We start from the raw sequence: 16,585 nt of genomic DNA, 5'->3' as shown, positions 1-16,585 counted from the left end.
GCTGAGTCAAACGGCTCCACCAGGTCAGCAAAACACGATCGACCGAACCGCTGGCCGCCATGCCGATGCGCTCTTGCAAACTTTTGCGCTCGGAATAGTGCAGATGAAAGAGCTCCGCATTTTTTGCCCGCTCGGCAAGGTATTCATCGCTGGTTTTGAGTTCGTCGACCAGTTGTTTGTCGAGGGCCGCGACACCGAGCCAGATTTCACCGGTGGCCACTTCATCAATGGCCAGTTGCGGGCGATAGCGCGCGACGAAGTTCTTGAACAACTGATGGGTAATGTCCAGGTCTTCCTGGAATTTTTCGCGGCCCTTCTCGGTGTTTTCGCCAAACACAGTCAGGGTGCGTTTGTATTCACCGGCGGTCAGCACTTCGAAGTCGATGTCGTGCTTTTTGAGCAGGCGATTGACGTTGGGCAGTTGGGCCACCACGCCAATGGAGCCGAGAATCGCGAATGGCGCACTAATGATCTTCTCGCCGATGCAGGCCATCATGTAGCCGCCGCTGGCCGCGACTTTGTCGATGCAGATCGTCAATGGCACGCCAGCATTGCGGATGCGCGCCAGTTGCGAGGACGCCAGGCCGTAGCTGTGAACCATGCCGCCACCGCTTTCCAGGCGCAGCACCACTTCATCCTTGGGCGTGGCAAGGGTCAGCAGCGCGGTAATTTCGTGGCGCAGATTCTCGGTGGCCGACGCTTTGATATCACCGTCGAAATCCAGCACGAACACGCGCTGTTTGGTCTCGGGGGTTTTCTTTTGCTTTTTCTCGGATTTGGACTGGGACTTGCGAAGGGCCTTGAGCTGGTCCTTGTCGAGCAAGGTTTGCTCCAGGCGTTCGCGCAACCCTTTATAGAAATCATTGAGCTTGCTGACTTGCAAATGACCGGCCGACTTGCGCCGCCCCTTGCTGCGCAACGCCGCAAAACTGGCCAGGACCACCAGAATGGCGATCACCAGTGTCACGGTCTTGGCCAGAAAACTGGCGTACTCAGACAAAAACTCCACAGTGACTCCTTCATTACTAAGCGCGGCTTGAACACGCGCGGGATACCTCCAGCATACCCATGCGCCAGCCCGGCGACCAGCCGTGCAACCTCTGGTAACAGGCCCGTAACGGCCATTTCAAACAAGCGTATGTTTTTTCATTGACAGCTCCGCGCCATCCTCATAACCTCGCCAAACCTTCAACGTACCGGGACGACGCGGACGTGGGCAGTATCTATTTGATTCGACATGGCCAGGCCTCCTTTGGTGCAGACGACTATGACGTCCTGTCGCCGACCGGTATTCGCCAGGCGGAAATCCTCGGCCAACACCTGGCCGAGCTGGGTATCAGCTTCGATCGCTGCCTCTCGGGCGACCTGCGCCGTCAGCAGCACACTGCCAATAGCGCGCTGGAACAGTACGCCGCATTGGGCCTGCCGGTGCCGACCCTGGAAATCGATTCCGCCTTCAACGAGTTCGACGCCGACGCGGTCATTCGCGCGCTGCTGCCGGCCATGTTGGAAGACGAACCCGAGGCTCTGGACGTCCTGCGCAATGCCGCGCAAAACCGCGCCGAATTCCAGCGCATCTTTGCCCTGATCATCGAACGCTGGCTCACCGGCACCTATGACACACCGGGCCTGGAAAGCTGGCTGGGCTTCGTTGAACGCGTACAGGCCGGTTTGCAGCGAATCCTGGAAAGCGCCGACAGCACCCAGAAAATCGCCGTGTTTACCTCCGGTGGCACCATCACCGCCCTGCTCCACCTCATTACCCAAATGCCGGCCAGGCAGGCATTTGAGCTGAACTGGCAAATCGTCAACACCTCGCTCAACCACTTGAAGTTCCGTGGTCGCGAGGTGGCACTGGCTTCCTTCAACAGTCATGCGCACCTGCAGTTGTTGAAGGCCCCGGAACTCATCACGTTTCGCTGAGTCCGGATTATTGTGACCCTGGCTGTAATCACCCAGCTCTAATTACCCAAGAAAGGATCGAACCATGACCTCCGTAGCTGATGCCGTACAAGCAATGAAAGCCAAGTTCAACCCAGCCGCTGCTGCCGGTCTGGACCTGGTTTTCGGTTTCCGCATCGACGACACCAAGAACTTCTCGCTGATCGTCAAAAACAGCACCTGCGAGCTGCAAGAAGGCGAAAACCCTGACGCCCAGGTCACTCTGGTCATGGACGGCGAAACCCTGGAAGGCATCGTTGACGGTTCGACCGACGGCATGCAAGCGTTCATGGGCGGCAAATTGCGCGCTGAAGGCGACATGATGCTGGCGATGAAACTGTCCGAGCTGTTCCCGAGCTAAGACTGCGCTCCCGACCTTCGGGAGCCCGTCTCGCTACCAACGAATCCCGTCCCTTGTGGCGGGATTCGTCGTTTTCCGCCCCGAGAAAACGGCTACCTGCGCATTCACCGTCTATATTCCTTGTGGCCGCATGCGTCAGGCAGCGGCTGATTGCCCCTCGACCCAATTGCGCGGAGCACGGCCATGACCCCGCCTGACGACTCTGACGGTTTTAACCGCCGACGTGTACTGCAAGGCCTTTCGGCAGGCGCTGTCGGTGCCTGGATCAGCCCGTTATTCGCAGGGAGTAAAACCATGCCCGACGCCCCGGCCGACCTCATTCTGTACAACGGACGCCTGCACACCGTCGATCGCAAAAAACCCCAGGCCAGCGCCGTCGCGATCAAGGACGGGCGCTTCGTGGTGGTCGGCAGCGATGCACAGGCCATGGCCCTGCAAGGCGCCGGTACGCACATCGTCGACCTGCATGGTCGCACGGTGATTCCCGGTCTCAATGACTCGCACCTGCACTTGATCCGTGGCGGCCTCAATTACAACCTCGAACTGCGCTGGGAAGGCGTGCCGTCACTGGTCGATGCCTTGCGCATGCTCAAGGACCAGGCCGATCGCACCCCCACGCCGCAATGGGTACGGGTGGTCGGGGGCTGGAATGAATTTCAGTTCGCCGAGAAACGCCTGCCGACGATTGATGAACTGAACAAAGCGGCGCCGGACACACCCGTGTTCGTCCTGCACCTCTACGATCGCGCCCTGCTCAACCGCGCCGCGCTGAAAGTGGTCGGTTACACCCGCGACACTCCGAACCCGCCTGGCGGTGAAATTGTTCGTGATGCCAACGGTGATCCCACTGGCATGCTGATCGCCCGGCCCAACGCGATGATTCTCTACTCCACCCTGGCCAAGGGGCCCAAGCTGCCGCTGGAGTATCAGGTCAACTCGACCCGCCAGTTCATGCGCGAACTCAATCGCCTCGGCGTCACCAGCGCCATCGACGCCGGCGGCGGTTATCAAAATTATCCGGACGACTATCACGTCATTCAGCAATTGGCCAAAGACCAGCAGCTCACGGTGCGCATTGCTTACAACCTGTTCACCCAGAAACCCAAGGAAGAACTGACCGACTTCAAAAACTGGACTAGCACTTCGCACTACGGCCAGGGTGACGATTTCCTGCGGCACAATGGTGCCGGGGAGATGCTGGTGTTTTCGGCGGCGGACTTTGAAGACTTCCTCGAACCGCGCCCGGATCTACCGCAAACCATGGAGCAGGAACTGGAACCGGTGGTCCGGCATCTGGTGGAACAGCGTTGGCCGTTCCGCCTGCACGCGACGTACAACGAATCCATCAGCCGCATGCTCGACGTATTCGAGAAGGTCAATCGTGATATTCCTTTCAATGGTTTGCCATGGTTTTTCGATCATGCGGAAACCATCACCCCGCAGAACATCGAACGGGTAAAAGCCTTGGGCGGCGGCATTGCGATCCAGGACCGCATGGCCTTCCAGGGTGAATACTTCGTCGACCGTTACGGCGCCAAGGCCGCTGAACATACGCCACCGATTGCACGCATGCTGGCTGAAGGCATTCCGGTCGGCGCGGGTACCGACGCCACGCGCGTATCGAGCTACAACCCGTGGACCTCACTGTATTGGCTGGTCAGCGGCCGCACCGTCGGCGGACTGGAGCTGTATCCCCAAGGCTTGAGCCGCGATACGGCACTTGAGCTCTTTACCCACGGCAGCGCCTGGTTTTCCTCGGAACAAGGCAAGAAGGGGCAAATCAAAGTCGGGCAATTGGCCGACCTGATTGCGTTGTCGGCGGACTACTTCCACATCGAAGATGAAGCGATCAAATGGATCGAGTCGGTGCTGACCATTGTCGACGGCAAGATTGTGTATGGCGTCCAGGAGTTCGAAAAGCTCGGGCCACCGCCGATCCCGGTGGTGCCTGAATGGTCACCCGTCACCAAGGTGCCGGGGCACTGGAAACCCGTGGCACCGCTGGCGGCGCAAGTGCATCAATGTGTTGGCGCTTGTGCAGTGCATGCCCATAGCCATGAACGTGCCCGACTGTCGAGTGCGCCGGTCAGCGACTTTCAGGGATTCTGGGGAGCGTTTGGCTGTTCGTGTTTTGCGTTTTAAGCGCAGACTCGCCACCGGTGAGGTGTAAACCTACAATGGCCGCACCTTCCCCGTCGGCCGCCCCATGGACATTGATCTCGCCCGCACCTTTCTGGAAATCGTCCGCCACGGCAGCCTCGCCGCGGCGGCCGAGAAGCTGCATGTCACCCAGACCGCGATCACCGCACGCGTGCAGAAACTTGAAAGCCAGCTCGGTAGCACGCTGTTTGTGCGCAACCGTGCCGGCGCGCGCCTGACGCCCAATGGCGAGGCCTTTGTGGTGTACGCCAATCAACTGGTCGAAACCTGGGAAGCGGCGCGCCGGGACTTGCCCTTGCCTGAAGGCTACCGCGATGTGCTGCACATCGGTGGCGAGGTCAGTCTGTGCAACCCATTGATGCTCAGTTGGGCGGGCGAGCTGCGCGAGAAAATTCCCAGCCACGCCCTGCGCATGGAAATCCGCGACGGCGAAAACCTTCTACGTCAGCTGGAACTGGGCGTGCTCGATGCGGCGCTGGTCTATCAGCCAGAGTACTGGCCGCGCCTGCAAGTCGAGCAGGTACTGGAAGAAAAACTGGTGCTGGTGCGCTTGGCGGGCAAGCCCGATCCCTACGTGTACATCGACTGGGGCCCGGATTTCCGTCGCCAGCACGATGCGGCCCTGCCGGAAAAAGCCAAAGCCGCCCTGAGCTTCAACCTCGGCCCGCTCGGTTTGCAGTACATCCTGGAAAACGGTGGCAGCGGCTACTTCCGCACGCGCGTGGTCCAGAGCTATCTGGAAAGCGGTGTACTGGAAATCGTGCCCAAGTCCCCGGAGTTCAGCTACCCGACCTACCTGGTGTATTCGCGCGATCGTGACTCGGCAACCCTGCAACAGGCATTCGATTTGCTGCGCGAAGTGATCCAGTCCGATGAAGACTGGTCGCAGCGCTGGAATCCGCTGACCTGAACACACCGGATCATGGCGTTTGTGTCCTGTAGGTTGCTCCAGCCTCTGCGGGCAGATCAGCTAATCTGCTGGTTATAACAATAACCAGAGGTGACCGCAGTGAGGCAGACCACCCAGGCATTCCGAAGCCGCTATCGCGCCGACATTCATCCGCTGTACAACCCCTGGCTGCACGGCGTCTTTGTGCTGGTGTTCGGATTGCTGGCCATCGGCGGATTCTGGAGCACCGTGCATCAGGTCAAGCCGCTGGAATGGCTGGCGGTTCCGATTACGCTGTTGTTTTTCAACCTCGGTGTGTATGGGGTGCACCGACATCTGGGCCATCACAAAAAGCGCTTTGCGCGGATGTTCTACGCCCGCCATGCCGGCGACCACCACAGCTTTTTCGCCCCCGGCCACATGACCTATGACAGTGCCCGGGACTGGCGGGTGATCCTGTTTCCAGCCTGGCTGATCGTGGTGCACACCGTCGTCATCACCCTGCCCCTTTGGTGGCTGCTGGCGCAGTTCGACAGCAACGTCGCCGGTCTGGTCGGCGGTTGTCTGGTCCTGGGTTACCTGACCTATGAAGTGTTTCACGCCTGCGAGCACTTGCCGCCCGGCAACCCGATCACGCGTCTGCCGTGGATTCGCCAGATGCGCCGCCTGCATGAACTGCATCACCGCCGCGAGCTGATGCAGGAGCGCAATTTCAACATCGTGTTTCCGCTGATGGATTACCTGTTCGGCACCCTCTACTGGGAACCGGATCAGCCCTCCCTGCCCTTTTCGAGAACGCCCATGACGCGCATGCAGCACCAGATCGCTATCGCTGGAAATCCGATGGACGTGCTCGCCTATGCCAGCACCGTTACCCGTTGGCCGGAGTGGCATCCGTCTTCCCTCAAGGTTGACGGTCCGGCCGGCCCGCTGCACGCTGGATCGCGGTTTGAGGAAGACATCCGGGCCGGGGGTCGCGACGGGCATTTGAGTTGGGAGGTCAACGAATACCTGCCGGGACGCCGCTGGAGTGCCTGGGCACAAGGCGATCACGGCTTGTCGCTGACGGTGACTTACGAATGCGCAGCGGACGGTGACGACACGCAATTTATCCGCACGCTGGATTATCAATTCGCCGGCCTCGGAATGCGCATTGCCAATCACTTGCTGCTCAAACGGCGCATCGAACGTGAATCCGCCGAATCGATGCTGGCCTTGCGAGAGATGGCGCAAAAACAGCTGACCGCCGCCGGAGCCCACGCGTGAGCAGAATCAAGTTTCGACATGGACTGTTGCTGTTACTCATTGCCCTTGGCGCCTTCCTGTTGCTGTGGCCAACCAAGGTAAAACCGGTCGCCTGGAACCCGCCACCGGCCCCTTCCCTTACCAGCGGCGTCTACGCTGACAATCAGCGCCTCAAAGGCGTGGAGCGTGTCGGTCCGGCCGACATTGCGGGGCCGGAAACCCTGTTGCTCGAGGGCGATACGCTGATCACCGGCTTGCATGACGGTAAGTTGATTCGTACGAGCATCGACGGCAAAGACACCAATGTGCTGGCCGATACCGGTGGCAGACCCTTGGGCCTGGCGCGCCACCCCAATGGTTTGCTGGTGATCGCGGACGCCGTTAAAGGGCTGCTGTCCCTGGACGCTCAAGGCCGGTTGATCCCGCTGTCCACTACGGCGGGCGGCGTGCCTTTTGGTTTTACCGATGACGTAACCATCGACAAGTCCGGGCATTACGCCTATTTCAGCGACGCTTCCAGCCGCTGGGGCTACGGCAAGGATGGCGAGGCGATCATCGAGCACGGAGGCGATGGCCGTTTGCTGCGGTATGACTTTCAGACCGGGAAAACCGACGTGCTGCTGGACAAGCTCGAATTTGCCAACGGTGTGACACTGGGGCCGGACGACGCTTTTGTACTGGTCAACGAAACCGGCGCCTACCGTATCAGCCGCTTTTGGCTGACCGGGCCGAAAGCCGGCACGCATGACCTGTTTATCGACAACCTGCCAGGGCTGCCGGACAACCTCGCGTTCAACGGCCAGAACCGCTTCTGGGTAGCGCTCTATGCACCGCGCAATGCGCTGCTCGACCGCACGGCGCCTCACCCTCACGTGCGCAAAATGATTGTCCGGGCGATGACGCTGCTGCCTAAACCGGTGGAAAAGCGCGCCTTCGCCCTTGGGCTGGATCTGGACGGCAAGGTGATTGCCAACCTGCAGGACGCCAGCAGCGGTAACTATTCACCGATCACGACGGTGCGCGAGTATGGGGACTGGCTGTACTTCGGCTCGCTGAAGGCGACAAACATGGTGCGACTGCCGCTCACCACTGCCCTCCAGAAATAACAAAAATCAATATGTGGGAGCCGGGCTTGGCCGCGATGGCGGCCAGCCTGATACATCAATGTCGCCAGTGCCGTCGCCATCGCGGGCAAGCCCGGCTCACACCGGGTTTTGTGTGGGTTATTCGGAATCTGGGGCGTCAGCGGTTTCGTCGTGCTTGCGCGCAGTGTCGTCATCCTCTTCATTCGGATGGGTCGTGATGCGGTTCGGGCTCAACGGCTGGGGATGCGTCGGAATCGGGTCATAGCCGCCCTGCTCTTCGCTGGGGTATTTGGCTTTGCCGGGGATAGGGGGACGGGTCATAAGGCACCTCTCAGGGAGTCGATAACGATGACTACTGACTTTCGAGGTGCCGGTTTTTACGTCGTTCCAAATTTTGCGTCACCGGTCGTCGGTGGCTCGATTCGGCGCCTCAGGACTTCGCCTGCAATTGTGCGACGATCTTGTCCTTGACCTGCACGCGCTTCTCCTTGAGCTTCTTCAGCACATCATCGCTGGGCGCATCGGATGTCGCGGTCTCGGCCTTCACCACATCGGCGTCCGCCTGGGAATATTTGTTGATCAGCGAATCCAGTAACGGATCCTTGGTGCGTTTTTGCTGGATCTCTTCCTTTGAAAGCTTTAAGTCCTGATACAGGTCATGGGACACCGGCATGGAACACCTCCGTTTGATGATCGGTAGCAAACGCGATCAATTGCGCTTACCAACTATCAGAATGGCCTCGGATACCGGGTTCTGTCGACCACCTGTCAGACCAGCGGTGCCCGTTCGTCGTCCTGTCGCAAATACGGTAAAGCCTGAGCAAAGGAGTTCAACCATTAAGGACGGTGCGAACCATTCGGGTAAGCGCTTGGGGCCCGTAGGGCTTGCTCAGCAAATGCGTGTCGGGGCTGAGTAGGTGGTTGCGCGAGATAATGTCGCGGGTATGGCCCGAGGCGAACAACACCGCCACCGGGGGAATTTGCACTTTGGCCCACGCGGCCAGGTCCGCGCTTTTGATCAGGCCAGGCATGACCACGTCAGTGAAAATCAACTCCACGGCCGCCCCCTCCAGCAATATCTGCATCGCCTGGTCGCCGTTGGCGGCCGTCAAGACGTGGTAACCCTCTTCGCACAACAACTCCACCGCCGAGGCGCGTACCGCTTCGTTGTCTTCAACCACCAGAATGGTTTCATGGCCGCCGCGGTGCTGCGCATCAAGCGGCGTCGTTTCGCTGGGCAACGGGCGCAGGCTGCGTGGGAAATACAACTGAACCCGAGTGCCCTGCCCCTCAGTGCTGGAAATCTCGATGTGCCCGCCGCTCTGTTTGACGAAACCGAACACCATGCTCAACCCCAGCCCCGTTCCCTGGCCATCTGCCTTGGTGGTGAAAAACGGCTCGAAGGCCTGGGCAAGCACCTGCGGTGGCATGCCGATACCGGCGTCTGTCACCGAAACGCAGACGTAGTCGCCGGCAACAATGCCCTTGCCCGCACAAAACGTTGAGTCGAGGACGATGTGTTCGGCACTCAGACCGATGGTCCCCTCACCTTTCATGGCGTCACGGGCATTGATTGCCAGATTGAGAATGGCGTTCTCCAGTTGATTGCGATCAACAAAGATGTGCCAGGGATCCTGCGGGGCACTGACGTTGATCTGAATGGTTTCCCCCAACGCCCGCTGCAACAGCTCCGCGAGGCCGTCGAAAATCTGCCGTGGATGGCACACCGCGGGTGACAGTGGCTGGCGACGGGCGAACGCGAGCAATTGCGAAGACAATTTTGCGCCACGTTCGACGGCGGCAATCGAGGCATTGACCCGGCGCTGTACGTTGGCATTGTCCGGTTCATGCCGCGCCAGCAAGTGCAGGTTGCCGGCGATCACCTGCAACAAATTATTGAAGTCGTGGGCGACGCCACCGGTGAGACCGCCGATGGCTTCGAGTTTCTGTGATTGGCGAAGTTGCTCTTCGGCGGCCAGCCGCGCGTCGACTTCATCCGCCACACGTTGCTCCAGGTTACGCGTGAACCTGAGCAACGAATCTTCGGCAGTCTTGCGTTCATGGATGTCGATCAAGACGCCGGGAAAGCGGAACGGCTCGCCCTGCTCATTGAACTCGCAACCGCCGCTCGCCTGCACCCACAGGTAACTGCCGTCCGGGCGCAGGACACGATATTCGGCATTGAACGACTCACCGGTTTCTACCGATTTATTAACCTGCTCCTTTACCCAACCGAGATCGTCGGGATGGATCTGCGCTTCGGCAACCTCCGTGGGCAGGTTGCTCAGGTCCTGATCGGCGGGATAGCAGAAGGTGCGGGCAAAGCGCTCGTCGCCAGACAGCTTGTTGGCCTTGATGTCCCAGACGAACGAACCCAGCAAGGCTCCGGCATTGAGCGCCAGGCGAACCCGTTCGTTGTCGGCGCGATAGGCATCTTCGGCAGCCTGGCGGCGGCGTTCGGACATCACATGGCCCGTGGTCTCGACCACCATCGCCATGACACCGGCCGGCTTGCCACTATCGTCCGCCACCGGGCTGTAATAGAGGTCCAGCCAGACGTCTTCGGGAACGCCGTCGCGCAGCAACACCAGTTCTTTATTGCTATAGGACAAGGTGCCGCCCGCCAGGCAGGTATTGACCACATGCCGATTGAACTCGGCGACTTCCGGCCAGCCCATTTCCACCGGGGAACCCAACAGATAGGGATGGCGGCCACCGGCGAATCGGGAGTAGGCATCGTTGTAGATCATGTACCCGGCGCGGCCCCACAGCATCACCATCGGCAGGGGTGAAGCCAGCATCAATTGCACAGAACTGCACAGGCTTGCGGGCCAGGTGTCGAGGCTGCCCAGTTCGGTCTGACACCAGTCGAAGGCGCGAATACGCCCGGCCATTTCACCGTTCCAGCCAGCACACCCGTGGCTTTCGTCTAGAAACTGCATCGATTGGCTCTATCCCGGTCATTGACACCCGTTTGTTTCGAGCATTGCGCACGCAATTCGTTTCATAGAGGTATAGCTGATTCAAATCCTCCGGGCACTTGTGGCGAGGATGCCCCTCTAGCCAAAGGTCAGCGGAAATCCCGGCTGTGCACGGTGATGCCGTCGAGCAATGCACTCAGGTCGCTCAAGCGTCCGGCAATCAGGTGGCGGACCTCGCCTTCCTTTTCCCAGCGGCCATCGACCTTGAGCAGCTGCGAGCCGACCAGCACCTGGCGTTGCCGCTCGGCCAGGTCGCGCCAGACCACCACGTTGACATTGCCGAACTCGTCTTCCAGGGTCACGAACGTCACGCCACTGGCAGTGCCTGGCCGTTGCCGCCCCGTCACCAGGCCCGCGATGCTGACCGGCCGCCCGTGTTCCACCGCCATCAGCTCTTGCGAACTGCGGCAGCGCCGGGCTTTCAGTTCACCGCGCAGCAACGCCAGCGGATGCGGCCCCAGAGTGGTGCCGACACTGGCGTAATCCGCTTGCAGGTCTTCGCCGACCGTGGGTTTGGGCAATGCCACCGCGTCCTCCTCCTGACTTGGCAGGCCGGCAAACAAACCGAGTTGCTTTTGCACCCCCGCCACCTCCCAGCGAGCACGATGCCGGTCACCGGCAAACCCCCGCAACGCACCGGCATCGGCCAGTTGTTCCTGGGCGCGGGCATCGAGCCGTGCGCGCTGACCAAGGTCGGCGATGTCGACAAACAGCCCACGCGAGCGGGCCACTTCAATACGCCGGGCATCGTCTTCGCGAAAGCCCTTGATCATCCGCAACCCCATGCGAATCGCCGGTTGCGCGCCGATGATCGGCTCCAGGCTGCAATCCCAGTCACTGGCGCGCACATCCACCGGGCGAATCTGCAAATGATGCCGGCGCGCGTCTTGCAGAATCTGATCCGGGCTGTAGAACCCCATTGGCCAGCTGTTGATCAGCGCACAGGCGAAGGCCGCCGGCTCATGGCATTTCAACCAGCAACTGGCGTAAGTCAGCAAGGCGAAACTGGCGGCGTGGGACTCGGGGAACCCGTAGCTGCCAAACCCTTTGATCTGTTCGAATATCTGCGCGGCGAATTCGGCCGTGTAGCCGTTTTTCTTCATCCCGGCGGCCAGCCGATCCTTGTGCGGCTCCAACCCGCCGTGGCGCTTCCAGGCGGCCATGGAACGCCGCAACTGATCGGCCTCGCCGGGGCTGTAGTCGGCGGCGACGATGGCGATCTGCATGACCTGTTCCTGGAACAGCGGCACGCCAAGGGTGCGTTTGAGCACCTCCTTCAATTCTTCGGAGGGATAGCTTTCGGGTTCTTCCTTGTTTCGACGGCGCAGATACGGATGGACCATTCCGCCCTGGATAGGGCCGGGGCGAACGATCGCCACCTCGATCACCAGATCATAGAACTTGCGCGGTTTGAGCCGGGGCAACATCGACATCTGTGCCCGGGATTCGATCTGGAAGACACCGATGGTGTCGGCACGGCCAATCATGTCGTAGGTGGCCGGGTCCTCGGACGGGATCGTCGCCAGGCTCAGGTCAAGGCCTCGGTGGCGACGCAGCAGATCGAAACAACGGCGGATCGCGCTCAGCATCCCCAGCGCCAGAATATCCACTTTGAGCAACCCGACCGCGTCCAGGTCGTCCTTGTCCCACTGAATGATCGTGCGCTCGGCCATGGCGGCGTTTTCCACCGGCACGAGGCTGTCCAACGGTTGCTCAGAAATGACGAAGCCACCGGGGTGCTGGGACAAGTGCCGGGGGAAACCGATCAACTGTTGTGTCAGGCTCAGGACTCGACGCAGCACCGGGCTTTCGGGGTCGAACCCGCCTTCGAGCAGGCGCTCCACGGGCGGCGTTGCATCACTCCAGTGACCGCAGCAATCGGCCAGGGCGTTGATCTGATCCGGCGGCAACCCCAACGCCTTGGCCACGTCACGCACCGCGCCGGCCGCGTGATAGGTGCTGACCACCGCCGTCAACGCCGCGCGCGTACGGCCGTAACGCGCAAACACGTACTGCAAGACTTCTTCGCGACGTTCGTGCTCGAAGTCCACATCAATGTCCGGCGGCTCGTTGCGCTCCTTGGAGAGAAAACGCTCGAACAGCATGTTCATCCGGTCCGGGTCGATCTCGGTGATGCCCAAGGCGAAACACACCGCCGAGTTGGCCGCCGAGCCCCGGCCCTGACAGAGAATTTTTTCGCGCCGGGCGAAAGCGACGATGTCCTGAACCGTCAGGAAATAGCTTTCGTAGCCCAGTTCGGCGATCAGCTTCAGTTCCTTATCGATCAGCCCGCGCACCTTCTCGCTCGCCCCTTCGGGCCAGCGTTCGCGAAGGCCGCGCTCGGTCAGTTCGCGCAGCCAGGACGCGGCGCTGTGCCCTTGCGGCACCAACTCCCGGGGATACTGATAGCGCAACTGGCCAAGGTCGAAGGTACAGCGCCGGGCAATGGTCAGCGTTTCATCGAGCAAGGCTGGCGGGTAGATCGATTGCAACACATCAAGGCTGCGCACATGCCGCTCGCCATTGGGGTGAAGCCGCAACCCGGCCTCGGCCACCGGCAGGTGATGACGGATGGCCGTCATGGTGTCCTGCAAGGCGCGGCGGCCACGGGTGTGCATGTGCACATCGCCGCTGGCCACCGCAGGTATCCGCAACTCCCGCGCCAGGGTCAACAGCGCCTCCAGGCGCCGGGTATCGTCCTGGCCGCAATGCAACTGGACGCTCAGCCACAGGCGTTCGGCGAAGGTCTGTTGCAGCCAGAGGCCCGGTTCGACGTCATCGACAGCGTCTGGCACCCACAACGCCAACAGCCCCGGCATCGGTTCGCTGAAGTCTTCGCGCAGCACTTGGTACTGGCCTTTCTGCGTGCGGCGGCGCGCCCGGGTAATCAGGCGACACAGGGTCTGATACCCCTCAAGGCTCTCCACCAGCAGCACCAGTTTCGGGCCGCCCTCGATGCGGATTTCACTGCCGATAATCAGCGGCAGCTCCACCGACTTGGCGGCTTGCCAGGCGCGGACGATGCCGGCCAGCGTGCATTCATCGGTAATCGCCAACGCTTGATAGCCGTGCTTTTTGGCGCGTTGAAAGAGTTCAAGGGCACTGGAAGCCCCGCGCTGGAAGCTGAAGTTCGACAGGCAGTGCAACTCGGCATAGTCGATGCTCATGCAAACCAGCCTTGCAGCCACAGAGGACCGCTCTCGCCGACCGCACGATAAGCCCAACCCTGCTGGCCGGAACGGGTTTCGATCAGGTAGTAGTCGCGGCGCACGTCGTCACCGTCCCACCAGCCCGACTCGATGCGTTCCGGGCCCATGAGGATGCGCGTCGAACCTTCGTGGATCGCCTGCGGTTCCGTCAGCAACCAGCCCGGACGCAGCACACCTGGCAACCCTGTGCAGCGTTGGTTGTCGGCCCGCGCCTGCCACGCGCACTCCGGCCGGTGGTCGGCCTGAAAGCGCAAGCCCTGCACCGCGTCATCCCCAAGCCGCGCACGCAAGCGTTCGCGCAATTGCTCCCACGGCAAGGACTGCTGCGGCCGGTCGTCGAACAGTTCCTGGCGCTGGGGGACGAAGCTGGGCAAGTCTTCGGCGCACAACCGAAAACCGCGCACCGGGGCGTCGACCTGCACCTGCTCCAGCCGCCCCCGGGCCAGTTCGAAGAGCATCGCCGGATCGCGCTCAGCGCTGAGCAGGCCTACCTTGATCACCGAGTCCGGCAAACCGGCGTGTTCCAGGTGCAGGTCGAAACGCTGCACACCGCTGTCCCGACCGCAGAGAAATGCCGACAGATCGCCGGTCAATCGGCGTAACGGAAACAGCAGCGCCTGATGCGACTGCACGTCGAAGTTGAGCTCGATGCGCACGTCGAAACGGTCCGGCGGCAGGTAGAACGCCAGGGCCAAGCGCCGTTCACCGAACAGCGCGTCCAGGTGCTTGAGCACCTGGGCTTCGAAACGCCGGGCCAGACTTTGTCGTGGCAGCGCCTGCACCTGACTCAAGGTGCGCAAGCCCATGCGCGACAACGCCGTGGCCACTGCGGGCTCCAAGGCGATGCGGTCGACGGGCAATTGCCCGAGATGGTGCTGCAAGGCGTCGTTGTCCGGCACCACCAGCCCGTCATACACGTTGGCCAGTACCCGCGCGGCCACCGGGTTGGGCGCCGCGACAATCCGATGGCGAAAACCCAGCTCGCCGAGCTCGGCGCGCAACCGCGCCTCAAACGTTGGCCAGGGCCCGAACAGCCCCAGGCTGGATTCGATTTCAAACACCACGGCACGCGGGTAATGGACGCTCACCTGGGAGCTGAACCGATAGGCCCACGCCGCCAGAAACTGTTGCCAGTGCTCGATCTCGGCGGCGTCGTATTCGGCCGTGGCAAAGCCTTTGCTCAAGGCTTGCGCGGCGGTCATCGACTGGCCTGGGCGCAGGCCCAATGCCCGCGCCGAGGCGTTGACCGCTTGCAACACCCGACGCTGCGCCGGGCCGGTCAGCAGGGCCAGCGGCGCCTCGGGATTGGGGCGCTGACGCAGCACCGCGTCCAGCGCCAATTGCGGGAAGAGAATACAGACCCAGCGCATGGCAACCTCAATGCCCCACGGGGAAGGCAATCGGCGCCGAGCGCGCCAGCCCGCCCCGGCACTTGAGCACGCGCAATTGCGCGGGGTTGGCGTCGATGGCGATGCGCAGGGCGGCGGGCGACGGGTTGATCGCTTCATGGAGCGAGCGGTAGGCAAACGCCAGGGTCGAACCGGTTTCCGCCGCCACCTGCAAGCGACGCAACGCCCGGTCATCGGCCTTGTGCGGCCAGCACAATACGGCGCCGCAACTGCCTGAACGCAGGCATTGCTCCGCGGCCCACAAGGCATCGCGCTCGCTGGCCTGGATGATCGACAACTGGCGCAGATCGACCCCGGCGTTCTGCCACGCTTGTGGATACGGCACATACGGCGGCGCCACCAGCACGATGCGCTCGCCCGCCGCCGACAACCGCGCCAGCGCTGGCCACACCAGTTGCAATTCACCCACCCCCTGCCCGGCCAGGAGGATTTCGGTCAGCGCCGCTTCCGGCCAGCCTCCGGTGGGCAGCGCCGCATCCAGCGCGGCATGCCCGGTGGGTTGCGGGCTGACGGCCGGTGGCGCAGGCCGGCCCTTCCAGACCTGGCCGCCATTGAACAGCGTATCCAGCGCAACGACGGCGCCCATCACCCTTGCCTCACCAGACCGCAGAACACCCCTTCGATGGCGAGATCCTGACCGGGCTGCACGATGATCGGCTGATACGCCGGGTTGCGTGGCAACAGGCGAACCGTGTCGCCGACCCGCTCGAAACGCTTGATGGTGACTTCACCGTCCAGCCGCGCCACGACGATCTGGCCGTTGACCGCCTCGGGGTTGCGCCGCACGCCCACCAGATCGCCATCGAGAATGCCGTCCCCGATCATCGAATCGCCCTGAACCCGCAGCATGTAATCCGGCACCCGCGAAAAGATTGCCGGGTCGAGCAGCAAACGGCTGTGCACCTCGGCGTCGGCACCGATGGGCGCACCGGCCGCCACCCGGCCGAGTACCGGAATGTCCAGCAACTCGGGGCGCGCCGGTTGCCCGAGCAGGCGAATGCCACGGGCCTGATGCGGGTTGACCTCGATGAAACCGGCCTCGGTCAGCGCCAGCACATGCTTGCGCGCCACGCTGCGAGAGGCAAAACCGAACGCTTCGCTGATTTCAGCAAGGCTCGGGGACTGACCGTGCTCCGCGATTCGGTCGCGGATAAACGTCAGGATGGCGGTACGACGGGGAGTAAGGTTTGTCATGGAGTACATTTGTACTCTTTTGGCATTTCCCTGACAAGGACTTGTAGGCGCCGTGTAGGAATTATGTGTAGGAGTCCTGTAGCAGCTGTCGAGTGAAACGAGGCTGCGATT

Annotated in this window: 14 protein-coding genes; 6 read left to right on the top strand and 8 right to left on the bottom strand. The window is 61.6% G+C overall.

The window, feature by feature from the left end; translation table 11 throughout:
• Positions 1-1,009: protease SohB (sohB, locus tag AC1D2P_RS26800; protein ID WP_477811679.1), on the bottom strand; the 1,009-nt coding region annotated here is incomplete at its 3' end.
• A 203-nt stretch (positions 1,010-1,212) separates the two neighbouring features.
• Between sohB and AC1D2P_RS26795 the strand changes: the two genes are divergently transcribed.
• The 6 genes from AC1D2P_RS26795 to AC1D2P_RS26770 all read left to right on the top strand — a co-directional run bounded on the left by AC1D2P_RS26795 (position 1,213) and on the right by AC1D2P_RS26770 (position 7,702).
• Positions 1,213-1,923, top strand: a complete 711-nt coding sequence (locus AC1D2P_RS26795) for a histidine phosphatase family protein (RefSeq protein ID WP_077430256.1) — start codon at positions 1,213-1,215, stop codon at positions 1,921-1,923.
• 64 nt (positions 1,924-1,987) lie between these two features.
• Positions 1,988-2,302 (top strand): SCP2 sterol-binding domain-containing protein, encoded by a 315-nt coding sequence (locus AC1D2P_RS26790; protein ID WP_007976511.1) that lies wholly within the window; start codon positions 1,988-1,990, stop codon positions 2,300-2,302.
• Between the two features lie 294 nt (positions 2,303-2,596).
• Positions 2,597-4,444 carry an amidohydrolase gene (locus AC1D2P_RS26785; RefSeq protein WP_477757563.1) on the top strand — a complete coding sequence of 616 codons (1,848 nt, stop codon included), beginning with the start codon at positions 2,597-2,599 and terminating at the stop codon, positions 4,442-4,444.
• Positions 4,445-4,508: 64 nt separating this feature from the next.
• A complete protein-coding gene (locus AC1D2P_RS26780) occupies positions 4,509-5,372 on the top strand; it encodes a LysR family transcriptional regulator (RefSeq protein ID WP_046027466.1) in 864 nt (287 codons plus the stop codon).
• Positions 5,373-5,471: 99 nt separating this feature from the next.
• On the top strand, positions 5,472-6,617 hold the full coding sequence (locus AC1D2P_RS26775) for a sterol desaturase/SRPBCC family protein (RefSeq protein WP_077430257.1): 1,146 nt from the start codon (positions 5,472-5,474) through the stop codon (positions 6,615-6,617).
• On the top strand, positions 6,614-7,702 hold the full coding sequence (locus AC1D2P_RS26770) for an SMP-30/gluconolactonase/LRE family protein (protein WP_477757523.1): 1,089 nt from the start codon (positions 6,614-6,616) through the stop codon (positions 7,700-7,702). The genes AC1D2P_RS26775 and AC1D2P_RS26770 overlap by 4 nt, the downstream gene beginning before the upstream one ends.
• A 117-nt stretch (positions 7,703-7,819) precedes the next feature.
• Here the strand turns inward: AC1D2P_RS26770 and AC1D2P_RS26765 are convergent, their stop codons facing one another.
• The 7 genes from AC1D2P_RS26765 to lexA all read right to left on the bottom strand — a co-directional run bounded on the left by AC1D2P_RS26765 (position 7,820) and on the right by lexA (position 16,483).
• Positions 7,820-8,002: a hypothetical protein gene (locus AC1D2P_RS26765; RefSeq protein WP_046027469.1), complete on the bottom strand. Its 183-nt coding sequence runs from the start codon at positions 8,000-8,002 to the stop codon at positions 7,820-7,822.
• 109 nt (positions 8,003-8,111) lie between these two features.
• Positions 8,112-8,354, bottom strand: a complete 243-nt coding sequence (locus AC1D2P_RS26760; RefSeq protein ID WP_046027470.1) for a DUF465 domain-containing protein — start codon at positions 8,352-8,354, stop codon at positions 8,112-8,114.
• A gap of 157 nt (positions 8,355-8,511) precedes the next feature.
• Positions 8,512-10,623, bottom strand: a complete 2,112-nt coding sequence (locus tag AC1D2P_RS26755) for a hybrid sensor histidine kinase/response regulator (protein WP_477757522.1) — start codon at positions 10,621-10,623, stop codon at positions 8,512-8,514.
• Between the two features lie 128 nt (positions 10,624-10,751).
• The gene (locus AC1D2P_RS26750) at positions 10,752-13,850 is read right to left on the bottom strand and encodes an error-prone DNA polymerase (RefSeq protein WP_477757521.1); all 3,099 of its coding nucleotides are present in this window, start codon (positions 13,848-13,850) and stop codon (positions 10,752-10,754) included.
• Positions 13,826-15,241 carry a Y-family DNA polymerase gene (locus AC1D2P_RS26745; RefSeq protein WP_109784699.1) on the bottom strand — a complete coding sequence of 472 codons (1,416 nt, stop codon included), beginning with the start codon at positions 15,239-15,241 and terminating at the stop codon, positions 13,826-13,828. Before AC1D2P_RS26745 ends, AC1D2P_RS26750 begins: the two co-directional genes overlap by 25 nt.
• Before the next feature lie 7 nt (positions 15,242-15,248).
• Positions 15,249-15,866 carry a translesion DNA synthesis-associated protein ImuA gene (imuA, locus tag AC1D2P_RS26740; RefSeq protein ID WP_109784698.1) on the bottom strand — a complete coding sequence of 206 codons (618 nt, stop codon included), beginning with the start codon at positions 15,864-15,866 and terminating at the stop codon, positions 15,249-15,251.
• Positions 15,866-16,483, bottom strand: coding sequence for a transcriptional repressor LexA (gene lexA / locus AC1D2P_RS26735; protein ID WP_046027479.1), 618 nt, complete (start codon positions 16,481-16,483; stop codon positions 15,866-15,868). The genes imuA and lexA overlap by 1 nt, the downstream gene beginning before the upstream one ends.
• Positions 16,484-16,585: the final 102 nt, after the last annotated feature.

Source organism: Pseudomonas sp. P1_F1_2 (assembly GCF_056405815.1).
The sequence above is the reverse complement of the archived record's forward strand: the minus strand, read 5'-3'. Positions and strand labels throughout refer to the sequence as shown.

Coding starts and splice junctions, on each gene's coding strand:
- AC1D2P_RS26790 (WP_007976511.1), top strand. CDS start 1,988: ATGACCTCCGTAGCTGATGCCGTACAAGCAATGAAAGCCAAGTTCAAC.
- AC1D2P_RS26785 (WP_477757563.1), top strand. CDS start 2,597: ATGCCCGACGCCCCGGCCGACCTCATTCTGTACAACGGACGCCTGCAC.
- AC1D2P_RS26780 (WP_046027466.1), top strand. CDS start 4,509: ATGGACATTGATCTCGCCCGCACCTTTCTGGAAATCGTCCGCCACGGC.
- AC1D2P_RS26765 (WP_046027469.1), bottom strand. CDS start 8,002: ATGACCCGTCCCCCTATCCCCGGCAAAGCCAAATACCCCAGCGAAGAG.
- AC1D2P_RS26760 (WP_046027470.1), bottom strand. CDS start 8,354: ATGCCGGTGTCCCATGACCTGTATCAGGACTTAAAGCTTTCAAAGGAA.
- AC1D2P_RS26755 (WP_477757522.1), bottom strand. CDS start 10,623: ATGCAGTTTCTAGACGAAAGCCACGGGTGTGCTGGCTGGAACGGTGAA.
- AC1D2P_RS26745 (WP_109784699.1), bottom strand. CDS start 15,241: ATGCGCTGGGTCTGTATTCTCTTCCCGCAATTGGCGCTGGACGCGGTG.
- imuA (WP_109784698.1), bottom strand. CDS start 15,866: ATGGGCGCCGTCGTTGCGCTGGATACGCTGTTCAATGGCGGCCAGGTC.
- lexA (WP_046027479.1), bottom strand. CDS start 16,483: ATGTACTCCATGACAAACCTTACTCCCCGTCGTACCGCCATCCTGACG.